This is a genomic window from Bradyrhizobium sp. JYMT SZCCT0180, from assembly GCF_018130165.1.
GTDB lineage: Bacteria > Pseudomonadota > Alphaproteobacteria > Rhizobiales > Xanthobacteraceae > Bradyrhizobium.
In genome coordinates this window covers 164,329-184,969 of sequence record NZ_JAFCLZ010000003.1, presented here as the reverse complement: position 1 = coordinate 184,969, position 20,641 = coordinate 164,329, and the positions used below count along the sequence as shown (strand labels likewise).

Annotated in this window: 19 protein-coding genes; 9 read left to right on the top strand and 10 right to left on the bottom strand. The window is 63.3% G+C overall.

Translation table 11 applies throughout. The annotated features are described in order from the left end of the window. Positions 1 to 49: 49 nt before the first annotated feature. The 3 genes from JQ641_RS05815 to JQ641_RS05805 form a co-directional block, all read right to left on the bottom strand. Positions 50 to 373, bottom strand: coding sequence for a DMT family transporter (locus JQ641_RS05815; protein ID WP_211994958.1), 324 nt, complete (start codon positions 371 to 373; stop codon positions 50 to 52). Positions 374 to 375: 2 nt separating this feature from the next. Next, the gene (locus JQ641_RS05810; protein WP_211994957.1) at positions 376 to 1,053 is read right to left on the bottom strand and encodes a glutathione S-transferase family protein; all 678 of its coding nucleotides are present in this window, start codon (positions 1,051 to 1,053) and stop codon (positions 376 to 378) included. 119 nt (positions 1,054 to 1,172) lie between these two features. After that, positions 1,173 to 2,276 carry an anhydro-N-acetylmuramic acid kinase gene (locus JQ641_RS05805; protein WP_211994955.1) on the bottom strand — a complete coding sequence of 368 codons (1,104 nt, stop codon included), beginning with the start codon at positions 2,274 to 2,276 and terminating at the stop codon, positions 1,173 to 1,175. A 176-nt stretch (positions 2,277 to 2,452) separates the two neighbouring features. On the opposite strand from JQ641_RS05805, the gene tyrS reads away from it, so the two are divergent. Together tyrS and JQ641_RS05795 are read left to right on the top strand one after the other, a co-directional pair. After that, entirely contained in the window at positions 2,453 to 3,706 is a 1,254-nt protein-coding gene (tyrS, locus tag JQ641_RS05800; RefSeq protein ID WP_211994954.1) for a tyrosine--tRNA ligase, read from the top strand. 55 nt (positions 3,707 to 3,761) lie between these two features. Further along, the gene (locus JQ641_RS05795) at positions 3,762 to 5,009 is read left to right on the top strand and encodes an MFS transporter (protein WP_211994953.1); all 1,248 of its coding nucleotides are present in this window, start codon (positions 3,762 to 3,764) and stop codon (positions 5,007 to 5,009) included. Positions 5,010 to 5,039: 30 nt separating this feature from the next. On the opposite strand, the gene JQ641_RS05790 is transcribed toward JQ641_RS05795, so the two are convergent. The 3 genes from JQ641_RS05790 to JQ641_RS05780 form a co-directional block, all read right to left on the bottom strand. Then, on the bottom strand, positions 5,040 to 5,330 hold the full coding sequence (locus JQ641_RS05790; protein WP_211994952.1) for a GlsB/YeaQ/YmgE family stress response membrane protein: 291 nt from the start codon (positions 5,328 to 5,330) through the stop codon (positions 5,040 to 5,042). Positions 5,331 to 5,461: 131 nt separating this feature from the next. After that, on the bottom strand, positions 5,462 to 5,776 hold the full coding sequence (locus tag JQ641_RS05785) for a hypothetical protein (protein WP_211994951.1): 315 nt from the start codon (positions 5,774 to 5,776) through the stop codon (positions 5,462 to 5,464). 110 nt (positions 5,777 to 5,886) lie between these two features. Continuing rightward, a complete protein-coding gene (locus tag JQ641_RS05780) occupies positions 5,887 to 7,095 on the bottom strand; it encodes a sensor histidine kinase (protein ID WP_211995263.1) in 1,209 nt (402 codons plus the stop codon). Positions 7,096 to 7,337: 242 nt separating this feature from the next. On the opposite strand from JQ641_RS05780, the gene JQ641_RS05775 reads away from it, so the two are divergent. From JQ641_RS05775 to JQ641_RS05765, 3 genes are all read left to right on the top strand, one after another. Then, entirely contained in the window at positions 7,338 to 7,505 is a 168-nt protein-coding gene (locus JQ641_RS05775) for a hypothetical protein (RefSeq protein WP_211994949.1), read from the top strand. A gap of 36 nt (positions 7,506 to 7,541) precedes the next feature. Further along, positions 7,542 to 7,949 carry a response regulator gene (locus JQ641_RS05770; RefSeq protein ID WP_211994947.1) on the top strand — a complete coding sequence of 136 codons (408 nt, stop codon included), beginning with the start codon at positions 7,542 to 7,544 and terminating at the stop codon, positions 7,947 to 7,949. Between the two features lie 103 nt (positions 7,950 to 8,052). After that, complete coding sequence (locus JQ641_RS05765) at positions 8,053 to 8,814, top strand: Crp/Fnr family transcriptional regulator (RefSeq protein ID WP_211994944.1); 762 nt, start codon at positions 8,053 to 8,055, stop codon at positions 8,812 to 8,814. 8 nt (positions 8,815 to 8,822) lie between these two features. On the opposite strand, the gene JQ641_RS05760 is transcribed toward JQ641_RS05765, so the two are convergent. Both JQ641_RS05760 and JQ641_RS05755 read right to left on the bottom strand, forming a co-directional pair. After that, positions 8,823 to 9,926, bottom strand: a complete 1,104-nt coding sequence (locus JQ641_RS05760) for a mandelate racemase/muconate lactonizing enzyme family protein (RefSeq protein WP_211994942.1) — start codon at positions 9,924 to 9,926, stop codon at positions 8,823 to 8,825. Positions 9,927 to 10,020: 94 nt separating this feature from the next. Next, positions 10,021 to 13,776, bottom strand: coding sequence for a YhdP family protein (locus tag JQ641_RS05755; RefSeq protein WP_211994941.1), 3,756 nt, complete (start codon positions 13,774 to 13,776; stop codon positions 10,021 to 10,023). A gap of 228 nt (positions 13,777 to 14,004) precedes the next feature. Here JQ641_RS05755 and JQ641_RS05750 point away from each other — a divergent pair, with 228 nt between their 5' ends. Both JQ641_RS05750 and JQ641_RS05745 read left to right on the top strand, forming a co-directional pair. After that, positions 14,005 to 14,814 (top strand): peroxiredoxin, encoded by an 810-nt coding sequence (locus JQ641_RS05750; RefSeq protein ID WP_211995262.1) that lies wholly within the window; start codon positions 14,005 to 14,007, stop codon positions 14,812 to 14,814. A 101-nt stretch (positions 14,815 to 14,915) separates the two neighbouring features. Beyond that, positions 14,916 to 16,265, top strand: a complete 1,350-nt coding sequence (locus tag JQ641_RS05745) for a M23 family metallopeptidase (RefSeq protein WP_211994940.1) — start codon at positions 14,916 to 14,918, stop codon at positions 16,263 to 16,265. A gap of 77 nt (positions 16,266 to 16,342) precedes the next feature. On the opposite strand, the gene JQ641_RS05740 is transcribed toward JQ641_RS05745, so the two are convergent. After that, positions 16,343 to 17,536 (bottom strand): DUF5666 domain-containing protein, encoded by a 1,194-nt coding sequence (locus JQ641_RS05740; RefSeq protein ID WP_211994939.1) that lies wholly within the window; start codon positions 17,534 to 17,536, stop codon positions 16,343 to 16,345. Further along, on the bottom strand, positions 17,533 to 18,399 hold the full coding sequence (locus JQ641_RS05735; RefSeq protein ID WP_211995261.1) for a DUF6502 family protein: 867 nt from the start codon (positions 18,397 to 18,399) through the stop codon (positions 17,533 to 17,535). The genes JQ641_RS05740 and JQ641_RS05735 overlap by 4 nt, the downstream gene beginning before the upstream one ends. Before the next feature lie 114 nt (positions 18,400 to 18,513). Between JQ641_RS05735 and JQ641_RS05730 the strand changes: the two genes are divergently transcribed. Both JQ641_RS05730 and JQ641_RS05725 read left to right on the top strand, forming a co-directional pair. Further along, positions 18,514 to 18,684 carry a hypothetical protein gene (locus tag JQ641_RS05730; RefSeq protein ID WP_211994938.1) on the top strand — a complete coding sequence of 57 codons (171 nt, stop codon included), beginning with the start codon at positions 18,514 to 18,516 and terminating at the stop codon, positions 18,682 to 18,684. A 17-nt stretch (positions 18,685 to 18,701) separates the two neighbouring features. Continuing rightward, entirely contained in the window at positions 18,702 to 20,639 is a 1,938-nt protein-coding gene (locus JQ641_RS05725) for a glycosyltransferase (protein ID WP_211994937.1), read from the top strand. Positions 20,640 to 20,641: the final 2 nt, after the last annotated feature.

Genomic DNA, 20,641 nt, shown 5'->3' with positions numbered 1-20,641 from the left:
CATTCGACGGAGCTGGTGGGTATCGCTTCGCTCCACCCACCCTACGCATTCATGCCAGCTTCAACGCGACGATCCCGGTCATGACGAGCACGATACCCGCGATCTTCACCGGGTTGAGCGCTTCGCCGAACAGCAACACGCCCATCGTCAAGGTCCCGACCGCGCCGATGCCGGTCCATACCGTGTAGGCGACGCCGATCTCCAGCACTTGCAGCGCGCGGCCGAGCAGGAACACGAACGCTGCCAGCAGCGCCAGCGAGGCGATGCTCCAGCCGAGCTTCGTGTAGCCGTCGGCGTATTTCATCGAGATCGCCCAGCCGACATCGAGAATGCCGGCGGTAACCAATGCGACCCAGGCGATCTGCGGCGACATGGCTAAGCCGCCAATTTCAGCATGTGCGCGTTGTGGCGAACCAGGAAGGCGTGCAGCAATTGCGGATAGTCGGTGCCGACGGCGCTCTGAACACTGTCCCGTCTTGCCAGCTCCGTCCGCCATGCGCGCACCTTCGGCGCTTCTGCGAAGATCGAGAGGTCGATCAACTCGTCGAACACATCGAAGTACCGGAAGATTGGCGCGAACACGGCATCCACGAGACTGAATTTTTCGCCGGCGAAAAATGGACCCGAACCCAGCGCCTCCTCGACGCGCGCGAACTTCGTGGCTACCGCGACGCGTTTGGCTTCGAACACCGCGGCATCGCCTGTTGTCTCCAATCCCCACAGCTCACTCAGGATCGTCGACCCGAATTCCATCCAAGCCCGGTGCTGCGCCCGGTGCAAGGCATCCTGCGGATGCAGTCTTGCGCCCGTTTGCGTTTCCTCGATGTACTCGCAGATCACGTTGCTCTCGAACAGCGCCACCTCGCCCGCGTCGCTGCGCACGATCAGCACCGGCACCTTCCCAAGCGGCGAAAGCTTCAAAAACCAGTCCGGCTTGCTCGCGAGATCGATATCGACGCGCTCGAACGGCACGCCCTTCTCGTTCAGCGCGATCACGGCGCGCTGCACATAGGGACAAAGCTTGTGGCTGATCAGAGTGAGTTTTGCCGTCATGACGACCTCCAAAAGGCGAGGCCAAGCGGCTCGCTTCATGCATCTGCATCAAATTAGATGCATCTGCATGAAGCCGTCAAGGTCGATGCAATTGCATCAACAGATGTTGATCCCGGCGCTTACGGCCGGGCCATCAGCCCCCCGGTCATCGGAATCGGCACTCCCGTGGTGGCGGGATAGCTCAGCGGCAGGCCCTTGAGCCCTCGCGCCGCCAGGAAGCCAAACGCCTGCGCCTCGATCGCGTCCGAGGCCCAGCCGAGCCCATCGGCGGCCTCGACGGTGGCGGGCTGAAGCCGGTCGCGCAGCATCCTCAGCATGGTCAGGTTGCGGGCGCCGCCGCCGGCCACGATCCAGCTCTTCGGCACCTTCGGCAGCAATGGCACGATCCGGGCGATCGATGCGGCCGTGAACGCGGTCAAGGTCGCGGCGCCGTCCGCAGGCGACATCCCGTCGACCTTGAGCGCGGCAAAATCATTGCGGTCGAGCGATTTGGGCGGCGGCTTGGCAAAGAACGGCATCGCCAGCGCGCGGGCGATCCAGGCGTCATCGACCTTGCCTTGCGCGGCGGTCTGGCCTGCGGTGTCGAAACGCTGATTCAGGGCGCGGTACATGTGGTCGTCGAGCAGCGCGTTGCCGGGACCGGTGTCGCAGGCGATCAGCGTGTCGGTCCCGTCGATATAGGTGATGTTGGAGACCCCGCCGATGTTAACCACGACGATCGGCCCCTCCCGCTCGAGCGACTGGGCCAGCGCGCGGTGATAGACCGGCACGAACGGCGCGCCCTGCCCGCCGGCGGCGACGTCGGCGGCGCGGAAATCATGCATGACGGGAATGTGGATCGCCTTGGCCAGGGCTGCGGCATCGCCGATCTGTACCGTCAATCGGCGCTCGGGCCGGTGCAGCACGGTCTGGCCGTGAAAGCCGACGATGTCGATGTCCTGGGCCGAGATGCCGTGTTGCGCGGTAAAGGCGGCCACCGCCTCGGCATGGGCCAAGGTGACGGCCTGTTCGGCGTCCCGCAGGACGCCAGGCCGCGCATCGCGCTGCGGCAGGTTGACGGCCTCGTAAAGCGCCTGGCGCAGCAGGCGACGCTCCATTTCGCTGTAGGGACGGTATCCGGACGGCCCGAAGGCCCGGACTTTCCGGCCATCGGTTTCGATCATGGCGACATCGACCCCGTCTAGCGAGGTGCCGCTCATCAAACCTATGGCCGTCAACATCATAGTAATCGTGCCTTCGCCACGCCCTGCTCGAATCGTCCCGCCGACGACGACCAGCTTGTGCCAAACACGGACATCTTATAATGCCACACCGCACCGGCTTGCGGCAGGCCATTCCGCTATGGTTCCGCAACTCGTTACAATTACCGTGAAAATAGAATGATCAGAGTCGCAGACCAATGACCGCATTTAAATCAGATTTCCTGAACATTTTACAGGAGCGCGGCTTCATCCACCAATGTTCCGATTTCGACGGCCTCGACGCGCTCGCCGCGAAGGGCCAGGCGACCGCCTATGTCGGCTACGATTGTACCGCGCCGTCGCTGCATATCGGCAATTACCTCACCATGATGATGCTGTACTGGCTGCAGCAGAGCGGCAACAAGCCGATCACCCTGATGGGCGGCGGCACCACCATGGTCGGCGACCCCTCCGGCAAGGACGAATCCCGCGCGATCCGCTCCATCGCGGAAATCGAGGCCAACAAGGCTTCGATCCGCGGCGTGTTCTCAAAAGTGCTGCGCTATGGCAACGGCGCCAGCGACGCCATCATGCTCGACAACGCGGAATGGCTGACCAAGCTGAACTGGATCGAAATGCTGCGCGACATCGGCCGGCACTTCTCGGTCAACCGCATGCTGACGATGGACTCGGTGCGCCTGCGGCTGGAACGCGAACAGGAGATGAGCTTCATCGAGTTCAACTACATGGTCTGCCAGGCCTACGATTTCGTCGAGTTGGCCCGGCGCACCGGCTGCCGGCTGCAGATGGGCGGCTCCGACCAATGGGGCAACATCGTCAACGGCGTCGACCTCGGCCGCCGCATGGGCACGGATCAACTGTTTGCGCTGACCACGCCGCTGCTGACGACCGCCTCCGGCGCCAAGATGGGCAAGACCGCGCAGGGCGCGGTCTGGCTCAACGCCGACGCGTTCTCGCCGTACGATTTCTGGCAATACTGGCGCAACGTCGAGGACGCCGACGTCGTCAAATTCCTGAAACTGTTCACGATCCTGCCGATGAGCGAGATCAACAAGCTTGCGGCGCTGCAGGGCGGCGAGATCAACGAGGCCAAGAAGGTGCTGGCGACGGAAGCAACCGCGCTGCTGCACGGCCGCGATGCCGCCAACACGTCAGCCGAAACCGCGCGGCAGACGTTTGAGGAAGGCGCGGTCTCGGAAACCCTGCCGACGGTCGAAATTCCGCGTGGCGAACTCGACGCCGGCATCGGCGTCCTCGCGGCCTTCGTCAAGGCCGGCCTCGTCGCATCGAATGGCGAGGCGCGCCGCCAGATCAAGGGCGGCGGCCTTCGCGTCAATGATGCTGCCGTGACCGACGAGAAGATGGTCCTGAACGCTGATAATCTCACGCAGGAAGGCGTCATCAAGCTGTCGATGGGCAAGAAGAAGCACGTCCTGCTCAAGCCTGCATAGGCGTATTCGGTTTTGACGCTTGTGGGGTGCTGCGGAAACGCGCTCCCTGCTTGCCATGGATCACAGGACGCCAGTCGGAGACAAGCTGACGACGCCGCCAAAACCGGCGCGCACCGCCCTCAACGTGCTGGCGCTGTGCTTTGTGTTGTCGGTGGTCGGCCGCGGCCTCGGCGAGAGCTTTACGGTTTTCCTGAAACCGATCGCGGAGAGTTTCGCCTGGGACCGCGCCGAAGTGGTCTCGGTCTATTCGCTGACCTGGCTCGCGGGCGGGCTGATGGCGCCGTTCGTCGGCCGGCTGTTCGACCGTTCCGGGCCCCGCCTCGTCTATTCGCTCGGACTGCTGCTGCTCGGCGGTTCGTTTTTGATTGCCTCGCGCGCGCAGGCGCTGTGGCAGTTCCAGATCTCTATTGGACTATGCGTCGGCATCGGCATTGCGCTGATCGGCGTGGTACCGAACTCGATCCTGCTCGGCCGCTGGTTCGGACCGCGATTGCCGACCGCGATGGCGATCCTCTATTCCGCGACCGGTGCGGGCATTCTGGTGCTGCTGCCGGCATCGCAGCTGCTGATCGACCGCATCGGCTGGCGCGATGCCTATCAATGGTTCGGCATCGTCGCGCTGTGTCTGTTACTGCCGCTGCTGCTGATGCCGTGGCGGCTGTTCGCGACCGGCTCGCCGCATGTCGTCAAGAAGACCGACGACGGCGTGGTCGATGATGGCTGGACGCTGAAGAGCGCGATGCTCAACCACGTCTTCTGGGCGCTGTTCTCGACCTTCTTTTTCACCGCAGTGGCGATGTACGCCATAACGGCGCAGATCGTGGCGTATCTGATCGACGCCGGCTTCCCGCCCCTGGAGGCCGCCACCGCCTGGGGATTTTCCGGCGTGGTGCTGCTGTTCGGCATGCTCGGGATCTCGACGCTCGACGGCATCATCGGCCGCAGGCCGTCGGTGCTGTTCAGCTACGGCGTCTCGATCGTCGGCATCATCCTGCTCTGGTTGCTGCAATATTATCCGAATTACTGGCTGCTGACCGGCTTCATCATCTCCTTCGGCAGCATGATCGGTTCGCGCGGGCCGCTGATCACCGCGACCGCGCTGAACATTTTCCGTGGCAAACGGGTCGGCACCATCTTCGGCACGATTTCGATCGGCAGCGGCCTCGGCTCGGGACTGGGCTCATGGGCCGGTGGCCTGATTCATGACTGGACCCACAGCTATAACGCGCTGTTCGTGTTCGCGCTGGTCAACGTGGTGCTGGGATTGATCCCATTCCTGGTGGTGCCGGCGCTGCGGCGCTGACAATACAATCCAGGGACGGCGCAATTGTCGTCACGGGCGCCACCAGCTCCTTCGCCATCGGCCGCCACCACGAACCAGCCGCACGACGACGAGCAGCAATATCGCGCCGATGGTCGCATTGATGATTGCGCTGATGATTCCGGTTCCGAGATGAATGCCGAGCTGCGGCAAAAGCCAACTTCCGATAAAGGCGCCCACAATCCCGATAAGGAGATCGCCGACGATCCCAAAACCAGTCCCCTGCACGATTTGGCCCGCGAGCCAGCCGGCCACGAGACCGACAAACAAGATGACCAGCAAACTCTCGCCCGACATATGCATATCGTCACCTCAGCGGTTGGCCGCAGCGCCAGCATTGCAGGCTGGTCCGCATCTGCCTGTATAAGATTGATCATGCCCGACCGAACAAAGTCGGCCGGGCAGATCTTCTTTGGTCATTCGCAGCGCGTGGCTCAGTAGCGACCGCCGCCGACACCAATGCTCACGCCGGGCGCATGAATTCCAATACCGGGTCCGCGCTCTTCATAGCCGCGGCGCTCGATATAGCGCTCGCGCGGCGCATAGCCATACGAGTCGCGAGACTCGCGAAGGATGACGCGACGCTCCCCGCGCTCACGCCAGCAACGGCCGTCTTCGTCGCAAACCATGCGTACGTTCTGAATGTTGCTGTCCGATGCGACCTGGCCAATGGAAAGCGGAGCCGCCGAGGCAGCAGTGGCGAACAACGCCGCAGCGCCGGCTGCCAGCGCGAGGGTGAGCGTTTTCATTTTTTCTCCGGGGGTTGATGTGTCAGGGGACCAATAGACCGGTGGCCCGTTGGTTCCTGCGACATCTTCACGTGTTCTGCCTGCATCGAACGGCGCGAGAGGCAAGAATTCTATTCTTTGGCTCGGGGCAGGATAGGCAGGTCGAGTAGGAAATGTGCCCCTTTGGGATTTCCGGAGGTAAGCGTCAGGTGGCCTTGAAGCTGCCGCACCATGCCGACGATCACCTTGAACCCCAGACTGGTCTTCGGCTGATCGATGTCGAAGCCGGGCGGAAGCCCGATGCCCTGGTCGGAAACCACGACATGAAGGTGTTCGTCGATTTCTCGCGCGCTGACCTCAATAACGCCACTACCTTCGGGGTAGGCGTATTTCACCGCGTTTGTGACGAGCTCATTTATCAGAAGCCCCAATGGAATGGCATGATCAGCCGAAAGCAGCATTGGGTCGGCATGACAATGCAGCGTATGGCCGCGCATCGTGCCTTTCAGCTTTTTGCAAAGCTCGTTCATGAAGTCCACGAGCTCGACAAAGCCGATCTGCGGACTCCGCCATAGATGATCATGCACCTGCGCGATGGTGGCGACGCGCAGGCTTGCATCCTCAAGCGCATTCTTGACATCCTGCGATGGAGCTGTCCGGGCCTGCACCCGCAGCAGCCCTACCACGGAAGTTAGACTGTTCTTGACGCGGTGGCTCATCTCCCGTGTCAGCAACGCCTGGTGCTCTAGTGCCTCCTGTAGCTTGGCATCCGCCTGCTGACGTTCGATGGCGATACCGAGCAGGCCGGCAAAGCCGGCCAGGAAGTCGGCATCCGCCTCGTCGAACTGGCCGGGATCGGCGCTATCGACTTCCAACACGCCGAAGAACGTTTTGCCCTCCCCGCCCTTTTCGATCAGCACGTTGATCGCGCGCCTGACGCCGTGATCTGCCAAAAGCTTTGGCGTCCGAAAACGGGTCTCCGCCTCCAGATGGTTCGAGATGACCGTGGCCCCGGTTTGATAGGCGTAACCGGCGGGCGATCCCAGATCGGCGGCAAGCGAGACATTGTCGACAGTGTCGAGGTCCCAGCCGACGCCGGCGCGCACCATCAGACGGCTCTCTTCCGGCTCAAATTCCAGGACTTTGGCGAATCGTGCCTGAAGCCCTTCGGCGCAAAGTTCTGCGGCCCGCTGCAGGATTTGTCGGTAGTCACGGGTTTGCATGGCTATGCGACCGAACTCGCCGAGCAGGGATTGCTGCCGAAGTCGGTATGGAAGCTCGTCCCGATCAGGCGATGCTGCAGGAAACTTGAATAGTTCCTGAATTTCTTCAGCAGGCATATGCAATCGCGGACCTCCGAACACCGCTTTCGCCGGGGATCAGCTCGGACCTCAGCCAGTGCTTTCAAAGCACTATGGCAGCCCTACGTTGGCCAGTCTGAGCAAAACAGCTCACTTCGGCGTCCCGGGACGTGCGCGCCCGCTCCTGCAGCATCACGAATACGTGGGTCCTGGTCTGTGGTGTGGACCACCGACAGCACGAAAGGCGGTGTGCCATCACTCACACCTTCCAGGAGGTGCGCATGCCCGATTCCGAAAGCGACCGAAAGCGCGACCTCGAGTGCCTGCGCCTGGCATCGGACCTCATTGAACTCGCATCCATGTCGCTCGCCCCGGAATTGAAGGCGCAGTGTCTGCGGATGGCAGCCGATTTGACCGAGCAGGCCAATCAGGGACACGGCAGCCAATAGCCCGTTTTGGAAAGTTCCCGTCAACTGGCTGCAGGATTGCCCAGCAAATCACCGACCATCGTTCTGATCGTAGAGGACGACACACTGCTGCGGATGTGCGTCGCAGAGATTGTTGAGGAAGCAGGCTTTGCAGTCATTGAAGCTGCTGATGCAGACGCGGCGATGGCGCTGCTGGAATCCCGCTTGGACATTGCGTTGCTGCTCACAGATATCGACATGCCCGGCAGCATGAACGGATTACAATTGGCCCACGCGGTGCGCAACCGCTGGCCGCCAATCAAAATTCTCGTCGTATCGGGACAAGTGCGGCTACAGCCCTTCGAACTTCCGCAGGACAGCTGCTTTCTCGCAAAGCCTTACCAGACTGCGGCGCTGGTCGAGGCGCTGTGTACCCTGGCGCCTCCCTTGGGCCATCCCTATCGGGAACCCAGCAATGTCCACTGAGCTGTTTTGCTCAGACTTGAGCCGCTTATTAGTGCAAATCTGATCCGCCAATCGCCGTGCCTAAAATCGGTCCGAAGCACTAGGATCATCACGGCCATAAGCGATGCCCCAGGCGCAAATGGATTATGACCCGCGAAGCAATCAACTGCTCGGCGCCCTGGAGCCAGACAGCCGCAGGCGAATAGATTCCTACCTCGAGCCGATCGATTTCGAACTCGAAGAGATGGTCTGCGATGCCGGCGGTCTGCTCAAACACGCCTATTTTCCGCAAGGCTCGGTTCTGTCGCTATTGACCGTTCTGGAGAATGGCGCCGCCATCGAGACGGCCAACATCGGACGCGAAGGTGCGTTCGGCCTGTTTGCAGCCATGTATAGCCGTGTCTCGTTCAACCGCTGTCTCGTGCAACTCCCGGGTCATACGGTTCGCTGCCCGATCGAGCTATTGCAACACGAATTCAAAAATAGCGAACACGTGCGCGACCTGTTCGTTAGTTACTCGGAGACCCTGCTTTCCCAGGTTCAGCAGACGGTTGCCTGCAATTCCATGCACACTACGGAAGAGCGAATGTGCAGGTGGTTGTTGATGATGCACGACCGCGCCGGCGGTGAAGCGCTGCCTTACACCCACGAGTTTCTTTCGCATATGCTCGGCGCGAACCGGAAATCCGTAACGCTTGCCGCACAGTCGATGCAGACCGCCGGTCTCATCCATTATCGCCGCGGCACCATCCAGGTACTCGACCGAGCGGGCTTAGAGAAGGCGTCATGCGAATGTTACGCCATCGTCAAGGAGCGCTTCGATGCGTTCCTGACGCCGCCTTCGACGGCGGTACAGGGCCACAACAAGGGCCGTACGGCCGGGTGAAGCACCCGCTAGACGCGATACCGCTCCATGACCTCACGGTCCGGCTCGTAACCGAGCCCCGGCCCGTCCGGCACCGCGACCGCGCCATCGGCGCCGACATCGATCGCACCGCGCCACAGGCACGCGGCACGGTTCATATAAAAGAACTCGACGAAGGTCTTGTCGTCACGCAGCGACAGCAATTGCAGCGTCGCCAGAAGGCCCGGACCGAAATAGGGCGAATGCGGCGCGAGCCGGACGCCCCTTTCGTCGGCCAGATCAACCACTTTCAGATATTCGGTAATGCCGCCGACCTTGGTCACCGAGGGCTGCGCGTAGCTGACCGCCCCCGCATCCATCATCTGGCGGAATTGATTGACGGTGCAGGCATTCTCGCCGGCGGCGATATCGAGCCCGCCCTTCGTGCGGGTCTCCGCCAGCGCGGCAAAATCTTCCGGCGGCCATACCGGCTCCTCCAGAAACATCGGCGCGGCCGCCTTGCATTCATGCGCGAAGGCGATCGCTTCCGCCGAAATCATCGGGCAGTTCATATCGACCATCAGCGGGATGCTGTCCCCGATCGCGCGCCGTGCGGCGAATACCGCCAGCGCCGTCGTCTCATGAAGCTTGATGGCGGTGTAACCCCGCCGCAACGCCGTCTCGCATTCGCTGGCGACGAGATCGGGTGTTCCGATCCGCAGCAGGCTGGCATAGGCAGGAATCCGCGCCCGCTTGCGCGCACCCAACAGGCGGTGTAGCGGGACGCCCTGCACGCGGGCCGCGAGATCCCACAACGCGATATCGAGGGCGGAGATCGCGAACATCGTGATGCCGTAGCGGCCGAACAGATGCAGATTGCGCTGGATACGTTCCATGAAGGCGGGAATGCCGGCGGCTTCGGGGACCTCGAGGCCCCGGGCCTGCGGCGCGATCATCTCATCGATGGCGGTGGCACTGGATCGCGGGCACACGTAGCTGAAGGCGTCACCCCAGCCGGTCAATCCTGAATCTGTCGAGACCTCGACGAGAACGATCTCCAGCGCCGATATCGCTGACGCGCCCTGCTTGAAGCTCGCCACGCCGGCGTCATAGGGGATGCGGATGTGATGCGCACGGACGTTGGTGATCTGCATGACGCCAGCCTCCCGTTTTTTTGAAAGCTAGCGCGAGACGATGGCGGTTGGCCAGATCAATCGCTGATGGCAAAATCCCTCAACCGCCCACGCCCTAATTATTGGTCGGCGGGAATTCGATCGGGTTGTTCTGCTTGCCGGTGTTGAACTCGAAGATCTTGCGCAGCACGCCGGGCGCCATCGCTGAAATCGGATTGACGCGCAGCACCGGCGCGGCCGGCGTGCCGACGACCTCATAGGTGACGCCGATCAGGCCCTCATTGCTCCCGCCGCCGAGGAACAGGCCGAGCACGGGAATCTGGCCGAACATGTTGTTGAGCCCGTACATCGGAACGAAGGTCCCGCTCATGCGTACCGAGTTGCCGATATAATCGAGCGTGCCTTCGATGGTGGCGCCGATGGTCGGGCCCTTCACGACGCCGTCCCTGATCGTGAGATGTCCGCTCTGCCGGGTGAATTCCGCGCGCAGCGCCGAGAACGACACGCCGTTCGATACGCCTGTCGGTGCGCCCGCCGCCGCGCGCTCCAGTTCAGGGACGCCTTTGACGGAGAAGTCGCGGATATTGATCAGGCCATCCTTGGCTGATGGTTCGACCGTCGGCGGCTCCATCGCGAGCGAGAGCTGACCACCGAAGACCTTCGAGTTGGTATCGGTGAAGCGGAGGAACGCCCCGGCGTCATTGGTCTGCAGAATGATCAGGTCACGCCCCTGCCCCTGCACGCGACCGCGCAAATCGGCGGTCACCGGCGTATCGCGCCCGACCTTGCCGGTCATCGCAAACGTCTTGATGACGCCATTGCGCCGGGACATCTTGGCGTCGACGCTGCGCAGCGCCTCGCCATTGTGGCCGGCGACCGCGCCGAGCTTGACGTCGATATCCAGATCGATGTTCTTGGTCTTCTTGGCGTCGGCTTCCTTGCCCGAGATCGCCGATTTGAGGAAGCCGCGACCGTCGAACACGTCGCCGCGCATCGTCACCTTCACGACGCCATCGGCATTGCGTTCGGCTTTCAGCGAGGTCTTGTCGCCTTCCGACGGCGAATAGGTCGGGAAGTTCGCGGTCATCAGCTCGCCATTCGCGTCGACTTCCAGCGAGCCCTTGATCGAGACGCCGCCGCCGTCGACGACAATGTCCTGGAACAGCGTCGACTGCTCCTTCTTGACGACGCTGAAGGTCGCCTTGCCGGACCTGCCCGGCACCTTGACCCAACCCGGCAGGATGTTGTCGAGCCGGAGCGAGGTAAGATCGGCCTCGATGCCGACGCGGGCGTCGTTATCGCCGATCTTGCCGATCAGCTTGATCGGGATCGCGCCGCTGACGGCGGGACCGAGATCCAGCCCAAGCCGCGCGCGGCTGGCGTCATCCAGCGTCGCCGACAGCCTGATATCGGCGTCGCCCTCGTTCGGCTTGCGATAATCCAGCGACGCCTGCTGGCCGTTGATCTTGACGTCGCCCCTGACCTGATAGCCGTTATTGTTGGCAACGACCTTCAGCGTGTTGGCCTCCAGCTTCTGGTTCATCACCAGCTTGTCGATGGAGACCCCGCCGAGATCGGCGGTCACAGCATAAGTCGTGTCGGCCTTGGTCAGCACGCCCTTGACCGGCATGCCGAGCATGACGTTAGCCGTCACTGTCCCCTTGCTCGCGTTCGGATCGATGAAATTGGCGGAGACGTCGCTGAGGCGATCGGATGCCAGGATCTCGGCCGCGGCCGCAATGGTTCCATCCATGCGGAATTTCACCTTCGACGGCGATGGCTTCGGCGCCATGTCCGGCACCTCGAAGACGAAATCCGAAATGGTGACCTTGCGACCGGCCGGCGTATCGGCGATGCCCTGGCCGATGTTGACGGTGGCGGTGCGACCCGTCACGCGGGCCTTCAGGTCGGCGTCGCGCACGACCGGCATGTCATCGACCGGGCGCACCGTCACGCCCGTCGCCGTGATATTGACCGCCAGGCCGTCGTCGGGAATCGGCGGGCCTTTGCGCGACAAATTTCGCACCGGCGAATTGACGCCGACCTCGATGCGCTGGAGCGTGCCGCGTTCGATCCGCTCGATCACCCATTCGCGCACTTCCGGCACGATCAGGACGGGCCACATCCGCTTGAGCGCGGAGGCCGACATTGGCGTACCGGCAAAGCCAAGCTGGAGCCGCGCTTCGCCGGAATAATCGACGCTGCCGGTTCCGGCGACGCCGATCTCGCCATTGCTGATATCTGCCTGCGTCAGCAGAAAGCGCTTCCTGTCGGTGTCGAAGCGCATGCCGATCGCGATGCGATTGAAGATCAGCGGCTGTTCGCCTTCATTGCCGGCCAGCACGATGGTGCCGCCGCTCAACCCGGCCTGCCATTCGGTCGTGGTTCCATTCGGCGGCTCGAGATGGCCGAGCAGCGTTACCCGGTTGGCGCCGGAAACGATCTTGAACGGGGCGACCAGCACACGCCGTGCGGAATCCCATTCGACGTTCATTTCCGCCGAATCGATCGCCATCGGATAATCGGGCGTATCGCTGTCGATGATTTGGCCGGCACCGGCGGTAAGCTTGCCGCGGAAATAGGTCGGCAGGCCATCGCGGCCGAGTTCGCCTTTCAGTTCACCCGAGAGCGGCAGGTTTGCGCTGTAGGTGAGATCCTTGACCCGCATCGCCAGCAGAATATTGGCCGTCGGTACCTTGTCGGCGCGCAGATCGACCGAGCGCACGCCGTTGGTCGGCGGCCCGATCACCGCCCGCAGCGACCATGGCCGGGCGCCCTCCTCGCCCACGCTCAGCGCCACGCCACCGGCGCTCGGCCGGCGAAGGCTCATGCTGATATTGTCGAACGTCCATTTGTTGCCGCGCTGCTGGTCGTCGACGACCAGATTGCCGTTCTTCAGGCCGATCTCGTTGAGATTTTGTCCGTCGAGACCGGTCAAGCTCAGGCTGTCGAGCCAATCGAGGCCGGCCAGCAATCCGTTCTGTGCCGTCTCGGGCGCCGGCGTGCCGGGGGGCGGCGCCGGCCGCGGGAATGTGGGCGCCAGGCCAGCGTCGCGCTTCGAGGCTACGCCGGTCGCCAATGGTTTGGCCGTGTCACCGGCGGATACCGTCACCTGGCCATCCGGTGTGATTCGTACCGCGAGTTCGGCATCGACCAGATTGAGGCTCTCGGCGCGAAGCCGCCCCATCAACAGCGCGGTGCCGGATAATCTCACTTCGGCTTTGGGGGCGCTTGCGACAATCGCCTGGTCGCGATCCCGGACCACGATGTCGCGGATGCGCACCGCGATTCGAATTCTGCCGGCGCGCTCGATTTGCGTGCCACCGACCTCGACCGTATTGCCGTGCCCGATATTTTCCTCGATCGCCTTCGCAAGCCAGGGCGTCGCCAGGTCGAGATTGATCGGACCGGCGCCGAGCCGCCACCAAAGCCCGCCGAAACAGCTGGCAAAGATCACGGCCAGCACCGCAATCACGACCGATAGGCGCTTGACCCAACGCTCGCCGGTGACCCAACGGTTCAACGCGGAAAAATTGTCGCTCAGCCGGTGAAAACGGGAATTGGAACGGGACAATAACCGCCGTGCGCGGTGGCGCGCAGCCTCGTCCTGATCGGTATCCCAGCCGGCCTCGTCATCCCATTGCGAGATTTGAGCCTCAGCACGCGGATTCGACCCTTGGCGCCCAGGATCTTGGCGCCCAAGATCTTGGCGCCCCGAACCCTGGGGTCCAAGACCTTTGAGCCCAGAACCTTGGAGCCCAGGACTTTGGGGCGAACTATTGCTAGCCATTGCCTCTCGGTGCTGGCGCTGAGGTTGATCGTCGCCGCAGGCGCGCCCATCGATCTGTATCGAGCGCTCCCGTGCCGGCATCGCTGCCAATCCTCGATTAATACTGTTACTCGTAGCCCAGCCCAAGGACTCAATCGCCGACTTAATCAAACGGGCCGTCAACGAGCGGACGGGTGGTGCGTCGAATTCCTTGTAACCATACTCCGAGGTCATCAAACTTGCCCAGCAGCCGGAGCGAATCCGATAGGCCGGGACAAGACCCGCAATACCCTATTGGTTGATCCGCCGAAAGCGACGAAAGGAAGGCGTATGTCCAAGAAAACGCGCAAGAAATCCTCCAAGGGATCCGCAAAGACACCCGTAAAGACACCTGCCAAGTCATCCGCGAAGACGCCTGCCAAGAAATCCGCCCGCAAAACGATCCCGGCGAAGGCAGCCCGCAGTGGCTCGAAAGCTCCAGTCAAAACGCCCGCGGCCAAGGCCGGCAAGGCGGTCGCAACAAAATCAGGCAAAGCGGCCAAAAGCGCTTTGACCAAAGAATCCCACAAGCCGGCGTCGAAATCGTTAAAATCCAAGCCATTGACGGCACCGAAGCCGGATTTGACGCCCGTGCCCGAGGCGGCCGCGAAGCCGGACAGCAAACCAGGCGTGGTCTCGGGCCGGGTTGAAGGCGCCAAAGCGCCGAGCTTCCAGCTGCCCCGGGACGGCGGTGACAGCGTGTCGCTCGCCGATTACGCCGGCCAGAAACTGGTGCTGTTCTTCTACCCCCGCGCCGACACCCCCGGCTGCACCAGGGAGGCGATCGATTTCACCCGCCTCAAGGACGCCTTCGCCGAAAGCGGAACGGCAGTGCTCGGCATCTCCGCCGACACCGTAAGGGCCCAGGAGTCCTTTCGCGACAAGCACCAGCTCTCGATTCCTCTGATTTCGGATGAAAAACACGAGATGCTGGAGGCCTATGGCGCCTGGGGCGAAAAATCCATGTATGGCAGGACCTTCCTTGGGATTCTTCGCACGACCGTTTTGATCGGCAAGGACGGCAAGATCGCCAAAATCTGGCGCAACGTACGGGTCGATGGCCACGCCGATGAAGTATTGGCCGCAGCGCAAGGATTATAGTTTTCCAGGTTCCATTTTCCAAAAATTAACCATGAGTGGGTCAAATCGGCCTCGCAAATTGAGCCGTACGGAACCCCTGTCCGACCGGCGCGGGAGTGTCGATGTCGTACCGTTCCGGTCATCATTCCGAGTACCACCAGCACCATCATCCCCATGACAGCCGGGCGCGACGTCCCGTGGCGCAAGCCGCGGCACTCCCGCCGGCCAATGATGGCTACGCCATTGTCCATGCCGGCAAGCAGGTGCGGTTCGGGCCCGTGGTGTTCTGGATCGTCGTCGGCACGGTCGTCGTGCTCGGAATGTGGTCGGCGGCGACCGCCACCTATTTCGCCTTTCGCGACGACGTCCTGACCCGTCTGATCGCCCGCCAGGCCGAGATGCAATACGCCTATGAAGACCGCATCGCCGAGCTGCGCGCCAAGGTCGATCGCACCACCAGCCGCCAATTGCTCGACCAGGAACAGTTCGACCAGAAGCTCGACCAGATCATGAAGCGCCAGACCGCGCTGGAATCCCGCGCCACCGCTTTGGGCTCCATTCCCGACAGCACGGCCACCGGATCGATCCGGCCGACGGCACGCGGCGCCGCCGCGGAGACCCCCGCTTCCGGAACACCGAAGCCCAGCCCGATCAGCGACACCGTGATCTTTGTGGCGCCGCCGGATCGTGAAGCCCGTCTGGAGTCGCGCGCACCGGTCGTGGTCAAACAGCAAGCCAACCAGTACGCCAAGGTTCAGGGCGTCGACAACGTCCTGGTCCGCCTGCAGACCTCGCTCGACCAGGTCGAGCGACGCCAGATGGCGGCGCTGAGCTCGGTCGAAGACAGCATGGAATCGCGCGTCCGCCGGATGCGCGGCGTGTTCACCGATCTCGGCCTCGACATGGCGCAACTCGAAGCCGCGACGCCACGTTCGGGCGTCGGCGGCCCCTTCGTTCCGGTGAAGCTTGGGGCCGATGCCGGTCCGTTCGAACGCCAGCTCAACCGGATCAACGCCACCCGTGCCCAGGTCGAGCGGCTCAACCGCACGCTGGCCCTCGTGCCCTATCGCAAACCCGTCGTCGGCGAAGTCGAGTTCACCTCCGGCTTCGGCGTTCGCAGCGATCCATTCCTCGGTCGGCCGGCGATGCATACCGGTTTGGATTTCCGCGCCGCAACCGGCGATCCCGTGCGCGCCACCGCGAACGGCAAAGTGGCTTCATCGGGATGGATGGGCGGCTATGGCCGCATGGTCGAGATCGACCACGGCAATGGGCTATCGACCCGCTACGGCCATTTGTCGGAGATCCACGTCCGGGTCGGCGACGTCGTCAAGATCGGACAGGTGATCGGTGCGGTCGGCTCAACCGGCCGCTCGACCGGTCCGCATCTGCATTACGAAACACGGATCGACGGCGACGCGGTCGACCCGCAGAAGTTTTTGCGTGCCGGCGTGCGGCTCAGCTCAGGCTAGACACAAAATCTCGAAAACAACCCCATGCACAGATAGCATGGAATACGGCGAGCGGTATTAAAACACCTCGACAGCGACTACCGTCGACCGCCACCGCCCATTCCACCGCCACCGGGACCACCTCCACCGAAGCCGCCGGGGCCACCGCCGCCAGGTCCGCCGAATCCCCCCGGCCCAGATGGGCCGCCCGGGAATCCGGGGCTGCCGCCGGGTGACATAGACCCACCGGGATCGCTCGCGCGACCCGGGCCTGGAGCTCCGCCCGGCCCTTGCGGCGAACCGCCGGGAACGTGCGTGCCGCCCTGACCGGGCGCTGAGCCAGGAGCTCTGGCGGGACCGGTGGAATTTCCGATCGACGCGCCCGGGAAGTGGCTGACCGATTGCACGGATTCGACCCGCAGGCCGCGCGAACTGTCGAGCACGGCGTTCACGACCACGCGTGCGTCGCCGGCAGGCTGGAAGCGCGACACATCGCGCGCGACATAGCCCGATCCGAATTGCAGCTGATCACCTACCCGCCGCACGTAGCCTTCGATCGACAGACGGCTGGCGCCGGTCAGATCGGAAAAATCGTCTCGTCTCGCGTGCGCGACCTGCATCACGCCTTGCGCAAACTGCCCGTCGGCGTGAACGCGCTGACCGATCAGCGCCGGATCCGCACCGGCAAGACGCAAGCCACCGATCCGCACCCCATCGCGATCGCGTTCCAGCAATCCTGTGACTCGCGTGGCGTTGTCGCGTCGCTTCTCGACGAGGCTGGCGACGATGACGCCGTCGGTTCGACGCAATCCGGACACCGCAACATAGGTGCCGGGACGCCAGGTTTCGCGCCCCGTGAACGTCACCCGCTGGCCCAGCACCGACATCTCGCCTGCCCCGACGGATTGGATCGGTCCGATCACTTCGCTGACGGCCGAGATACCACGGGTGGTCAGCGCGCCATTGGCCTGACGCATCGCCACGACGCGCGCGACGTGTCCGATCCGCAGCGCCTTGACCGACGCCGCCTCGCCGTTGATCCGCACCGGCACATCAGGCGCGTAGCCGATGCGTTCGCCGTTGACGAAGATGCTGCCGAAACGCTGGATGACGCCGACAATGCCGGTACCACCGATACCGTGATCGTCACCGATTCTCGGGGCGCCGGTGCCGCCGATACCCTGATCGTCGCCGCTGCGGCCGCCCCGGACCTGTGCCCAGGCCGACGACACGCCCGCAAGCCAAAACCCCGCCAGCAGCGACCGACGGGTGACGATCGGCGGTTTGCTCATGATTGGCCGCCTTCTTTGGCGTCATCGCCGTCCGGCGCCTCGTGGTAGATATAGACGCCGAAATTCCACCTGGCGCCGCCGCCCTTGTCCTTGGCGACCGCGCGGTTGGCTTCGCGGTTGGCGGTCTTCAGCGCGTCCATCGCAAGTTCGCGTGAACGTGCTTCGAGGCGCTTGGCCAATTTGGGCGACAGGCCGTCGTAATGCACGGCGCGTTCGAGGAAGCGCGGCGTGACGGCTGACACGTTGTCCGCGGCCGCGGCGACGTGGTCATGCAAATTGCGGCCGAGATAGTGCCATTTGCGGTCGTCGTCGCCGCGCGGCACGAAGGCGGTATCGACCAGCACGATCTCTTCGTTCGCGTTGATGCTGACAAGTTGCCGGTCGAGCCATTCATCCAGCACCGCGCGCGGCCGGACATCCTTGGTGACCGACTCGACGAGCGCCTCGAACGATGGCGCATCGCCGTCGGCGGTGCGCGGCAATGGCAAGGGGTCGCCGGCCTTGTCGGTGAATTCGGGCGCGGCCATCCAGCGGGCGATGATCGCGCTGGTCCGCGACAGCGTGGCCGGCGTTTCGTTGACGGGCGTTCCGGCGCCGCGCAGCCGGGCCACTTCCTTGCGGTGGATTCCGGTCAGCAGGCTGACGCGGCTGTCGGTCTGCTCCTTGCCGTCAAGCGCGAAGTCATGCTCGGCGACATTGACGAAGAGTTCGCGCAGCAGCTGCGCCAGCGCGGGAAATGTCATGCCGCCGCGGATGCACAACCTCACCAGCGGACGCAACAGGCGCGCCAGCGGCGCCTGCAGACGGTCCGCGGCGATCGGTTGATGCGAAGCCGGCTTTGGCGGCGGCGGGTTAGCACTCATGGCGAAACTGTAGCTGCGCTCGACGTGGGACACAATCCCACTTTTTTGCGGTTGGTTATTGACGTGTGAAATTTTCCCACATATACGCAAATCATCAACCAGGGGAACCCAACCATGCACGTCCTTTCGCCCCGCAATTCCGCTCCATCCCTCCCGGCGGCACGTCGCCTCGCCCAAAGCGCGAGGCCGGCGGTCGTCGTGCCCGTGCTGCCGGCGCTGATCCGCTGCGTGACGTTTTTTGCAGCGCTGGCGACGCCGTTCGTCGCTGCCCTCTTCATCCGCTGACCGGCGCGAGCTGCATGATGACTTCGATCGACACCTCCGCCCGCCGCCTGTCGGTGCTTCACATCTTCAAGGTCTATTATCCCGACCTGTTCGGCGGGACTCTCACCGTGATCCGCGACATCTGCACCGGACTGAAGGCCAGCTTCGCCTTCGCCGTGCTGGTCTGTTCCAGCGCGAATGGACGGCGCCGGATCGTCGTGAACGACGTGCCGGTCGAGCGCGTGCGCTCGTTCGGCGACATCCTGTCACTGCCGTTTGCGCCGACCTATCCGTTGCGGCTGTGGCGCCGGATCGCACAGCACGACCTGCTGGTGCTTCATGCGCCGTTTCCGCTGGCCGATCTCGTGTTCGCGCTCGGCTTTGGCCGCAAGCGTCCGCTCGTCGTGCACTGGCATGCCGACATCGTCACGCACGCCAAGCTCAGGCGGTTCGTCGAACCGCTGATGCGCCGGACGCTCTCGCGGGCGGAAGCGATCATCGTCTCCGATCGCGCCCTGCTGGACGAAACCCCGTTGCTGCGCGAATTCGCCGACAAATGCCACGTCGTCCCCTTTGGCATCGACGTCTCGAAGTATGAGCGGCCGGCCCCGCGTCACCACGACCTCAAGGTCGGGCACGATCGCGGGCGGCTGGTGCTCGCTTGCGGCCGCCTTGTTCCCTACAAGGGTTTTGACGTGCTGATCCGCGCCGCGGTCGGCCAGACCTTCGAGGTCTGGATCGTTGGCGAGGGCCGCGAACGCGCGAGGCTGGAGCAGTTGATCCTGAGCCTCGGCGTCGCCGATCGTGTTCGCCTGCTCGGCTCTGTTCCCGATGGTGAACTGGTCAAATTGATGTACATCGCTGATGTCTTCGTGATGCCGTCGGTGACGTCCGCGGAAACCTTCGGACTGGTTCAACTGGAAGCGATGGCGGCAGGTCGCCCGGTCATCAACACGTCGCTCGACACCGCCGTTCCACACATCGCACGTGATGGGATCGAGGCCATCACCGTGCCGCCGGGCGATCACGGCAAGCTTGCGGAAGCGATCGACGTCCTGATCCGTGATCCGGAGCGACGTCAGCGCATGGGGCTTGCCGCCCGGCGGCGCGCCATGTCGAAATACTCCACCACGCAATTCAAGCAGGCGATCGAGGCGATCTATCTCGATGCCGCCACCTGCAAGGCGGAGGTGCGGTCCGCCCGTGCCATGCGATCCGAAACCGCCGGGCTCGTCGGCGCTGTCAGGATCGCCGCCACCCTCGCCTGGTCGGATATGCGTCACCGTTACGTCCGCTCGCTGCTGGGTCCGTTCTGGATGTCGATCCAGATGGCGATCATGGTCGCGGTGCTGGGTTCGGTGATCGGACATTTGTCCAACGCCAGTGCCGTGGCGCGGCTTCCGATGCTGGCGATCAGCCTGACGGCCTGGACCTTTCTCAACAACGTCGTGCTGGATGCGACGACGGCGCTGCAGAATTCGGCCGGCCTGATCAAGGATCGCGCGCTGCCGCCGGTGACCTTCCTGCTGCAATGCCTGTTCCGGCAGGCCCTGTTCGCGCTCCACAATGCCAGCGTGCCGTTTATCCTCTGGCTTGCTTTGGCCCGGACCGATATCGAAGGCTGCATCGCCGCCGTGCCGGGATTTGCGCTGTTCGTCGCCTGCACGCTTGGCCTCGGCCTGGTCCTCGGCGCATTGGCCACGCGATTCCGCGACATGAAGCCGATCATCGAATCGACGCTGACGCTGGCCTTCCTGTCCTCCCCGGTGATCTGGACCGCGGAGATGGTCAATCCGAATTCCACGGTCATGCGACTCAACCCGCTGACGCATTTGTTCGCCGTGTGGCGCGAACCGCTGGCGACCGGTCATGTCAGCCAGACCAGCATCATTTACGCCCTCGTGTGCGTTGCCGTACTGGCAATCGCGAGCGTCGTGACGGTCAAGCAGCTGCGCAAAGCCGCGTTCTGGATCTGAAT

What these genes read in the sequence shown, in the direction of transcription:
- JQ641_RS05730 (WP_211994938.1), top strand. Translation starts at nt 18,514, where the DNA reads ATGCACGTCCTTTCGCCCCGCAATTCCGCTCCATCCCTCCCGGCGGCA.
- JQ641_RS05740 (WP_211994939.1), bottom strand. Translation starts at nt 17,536, where the DNA reads ATGAGCAAACCGCCGATCGTCACCCGTCGGTCGCTGCTGGCGGGGTTT.
- JQ641_RS05775 (WP_211994949.1), top strand. Translation starts at nt 7,338, where the DNA reads ATGCCCGATTCCGAAAGCGACCGAAAGCGCGACCTCGAGTGCCTGCGC.
- JQ641_RS05815 (WP_211994958.1), bottom strand. Translation starts at nt 373, where the DNA reads ATGTCGCCGCAGATCGCCTGGGTCGCATTGGTTACCGCCGGCATTCTC.
- tyrS (WP_211994954.1), top strand. Translation starts at nt 2,453, where the DNA reads ATGACCGCATTTAAATCAGATTTCCTGAACATTTTACAGGAGCGCGGC.
- JQ641_RS05745 (WP_211994940.1), top strand. Translation starts at nt 14,916, where the DNA reads ATGTCGTACCGTTCCGGTCATCATTCCGAGTACCACCAGCACCATCAT.
- JQ641_RS05810 (WP_211994957.1), bottom strand. Translation starts at nt 1,053, where the DNA reads ATGACGGCAAAACTCACTCTGATCAGCCACAAGCTTTGTCCCTATGTG.
- JQ641_RS05790 (WP_211994952.1), bottom strand. Translation starts at nt 5,330, where the DNA reads ATGCATATGTCGGGCGAGAGTTTGCTGGTCATCTTGTTTGTCGGTCTC.
- JQ641_RS05765 (WP_211994944.1), top strand. Translation starts at nt 8,053, where the DNA reads ATGCCCCAGGCGCAAATGGATTATGACCCGCGAAGCAATCAACTGCTC.
- JQ641_RS05755 (WP_211994941.1), bottom strand. Translation starts at nt 13,776, where the DNA reads ATGCCGGCACGGGAGCGCTCGATACAGATCGATGGGCGCGCCTGCGGC.
- JQ641_RS05785 (WP_211994951.1), bottom strand. Translation starts at nt 5,776, where the DNA reads ATGAAAACGCTCACCCTCGCGCTGGCAGCCGGCGCTGCGGCGTTGTTC.
- JQ641_RS05735 (WP_211995261.1), bottom strand. Translation starts at nt 18,399, where the DNA reads ATGAGTGCTAACCCGCCGCCGCCAAAGCCGGCTTCGCATCAACCGATC.
- JQ641_RS05750 (WP_211995262.1), top strand. Translation starts at nt 14,005, where the DNA reads ATGTCCAAGAAAACGCGCAAGAAATCCTCCAAGGGATCCGCAAAGACA.
- JQ641_RS05760 (WP_211994942.1), bottom strand. Translation starts at nt 9,926, where the DNA reads ATGCAGATCACCAACGTCCGTGCGCATCACATCCGCATCCCCTATGAC.
- JQ641_RS05780 (WP_211995263.1), bottom strand. Translation starts at nt 7,095, where the DNA reads ATGCCTGCTGAAGAAATTCAGGAACTATTCAAGTTTCCTGCAGCATCG.
- JQ641_RS05795 (WP_211994953.1), top strand. Translation starts at nt 3,762, where the DNA reads ATGGATCACAGGACGCCAGTCGGAGACAAGCTGACGACGCCGCCAAAA.
- JQ641_RS05725 (WP_211994937.1), top strand. Translation starts at nt 18,702, where the DNA reads ATGACTTCGATCGACACCTCCGCCCGCCGCCTGTCGGTGCTTCACATC.
- JQ641_RS05805 (WP_211994955.1), bottom strand. Translation starts at nt 2,276, where the DNA reads ATGATGTTGACGGCCATAGGTTTGATGAGCGGCACCTCGCTAGACGGG.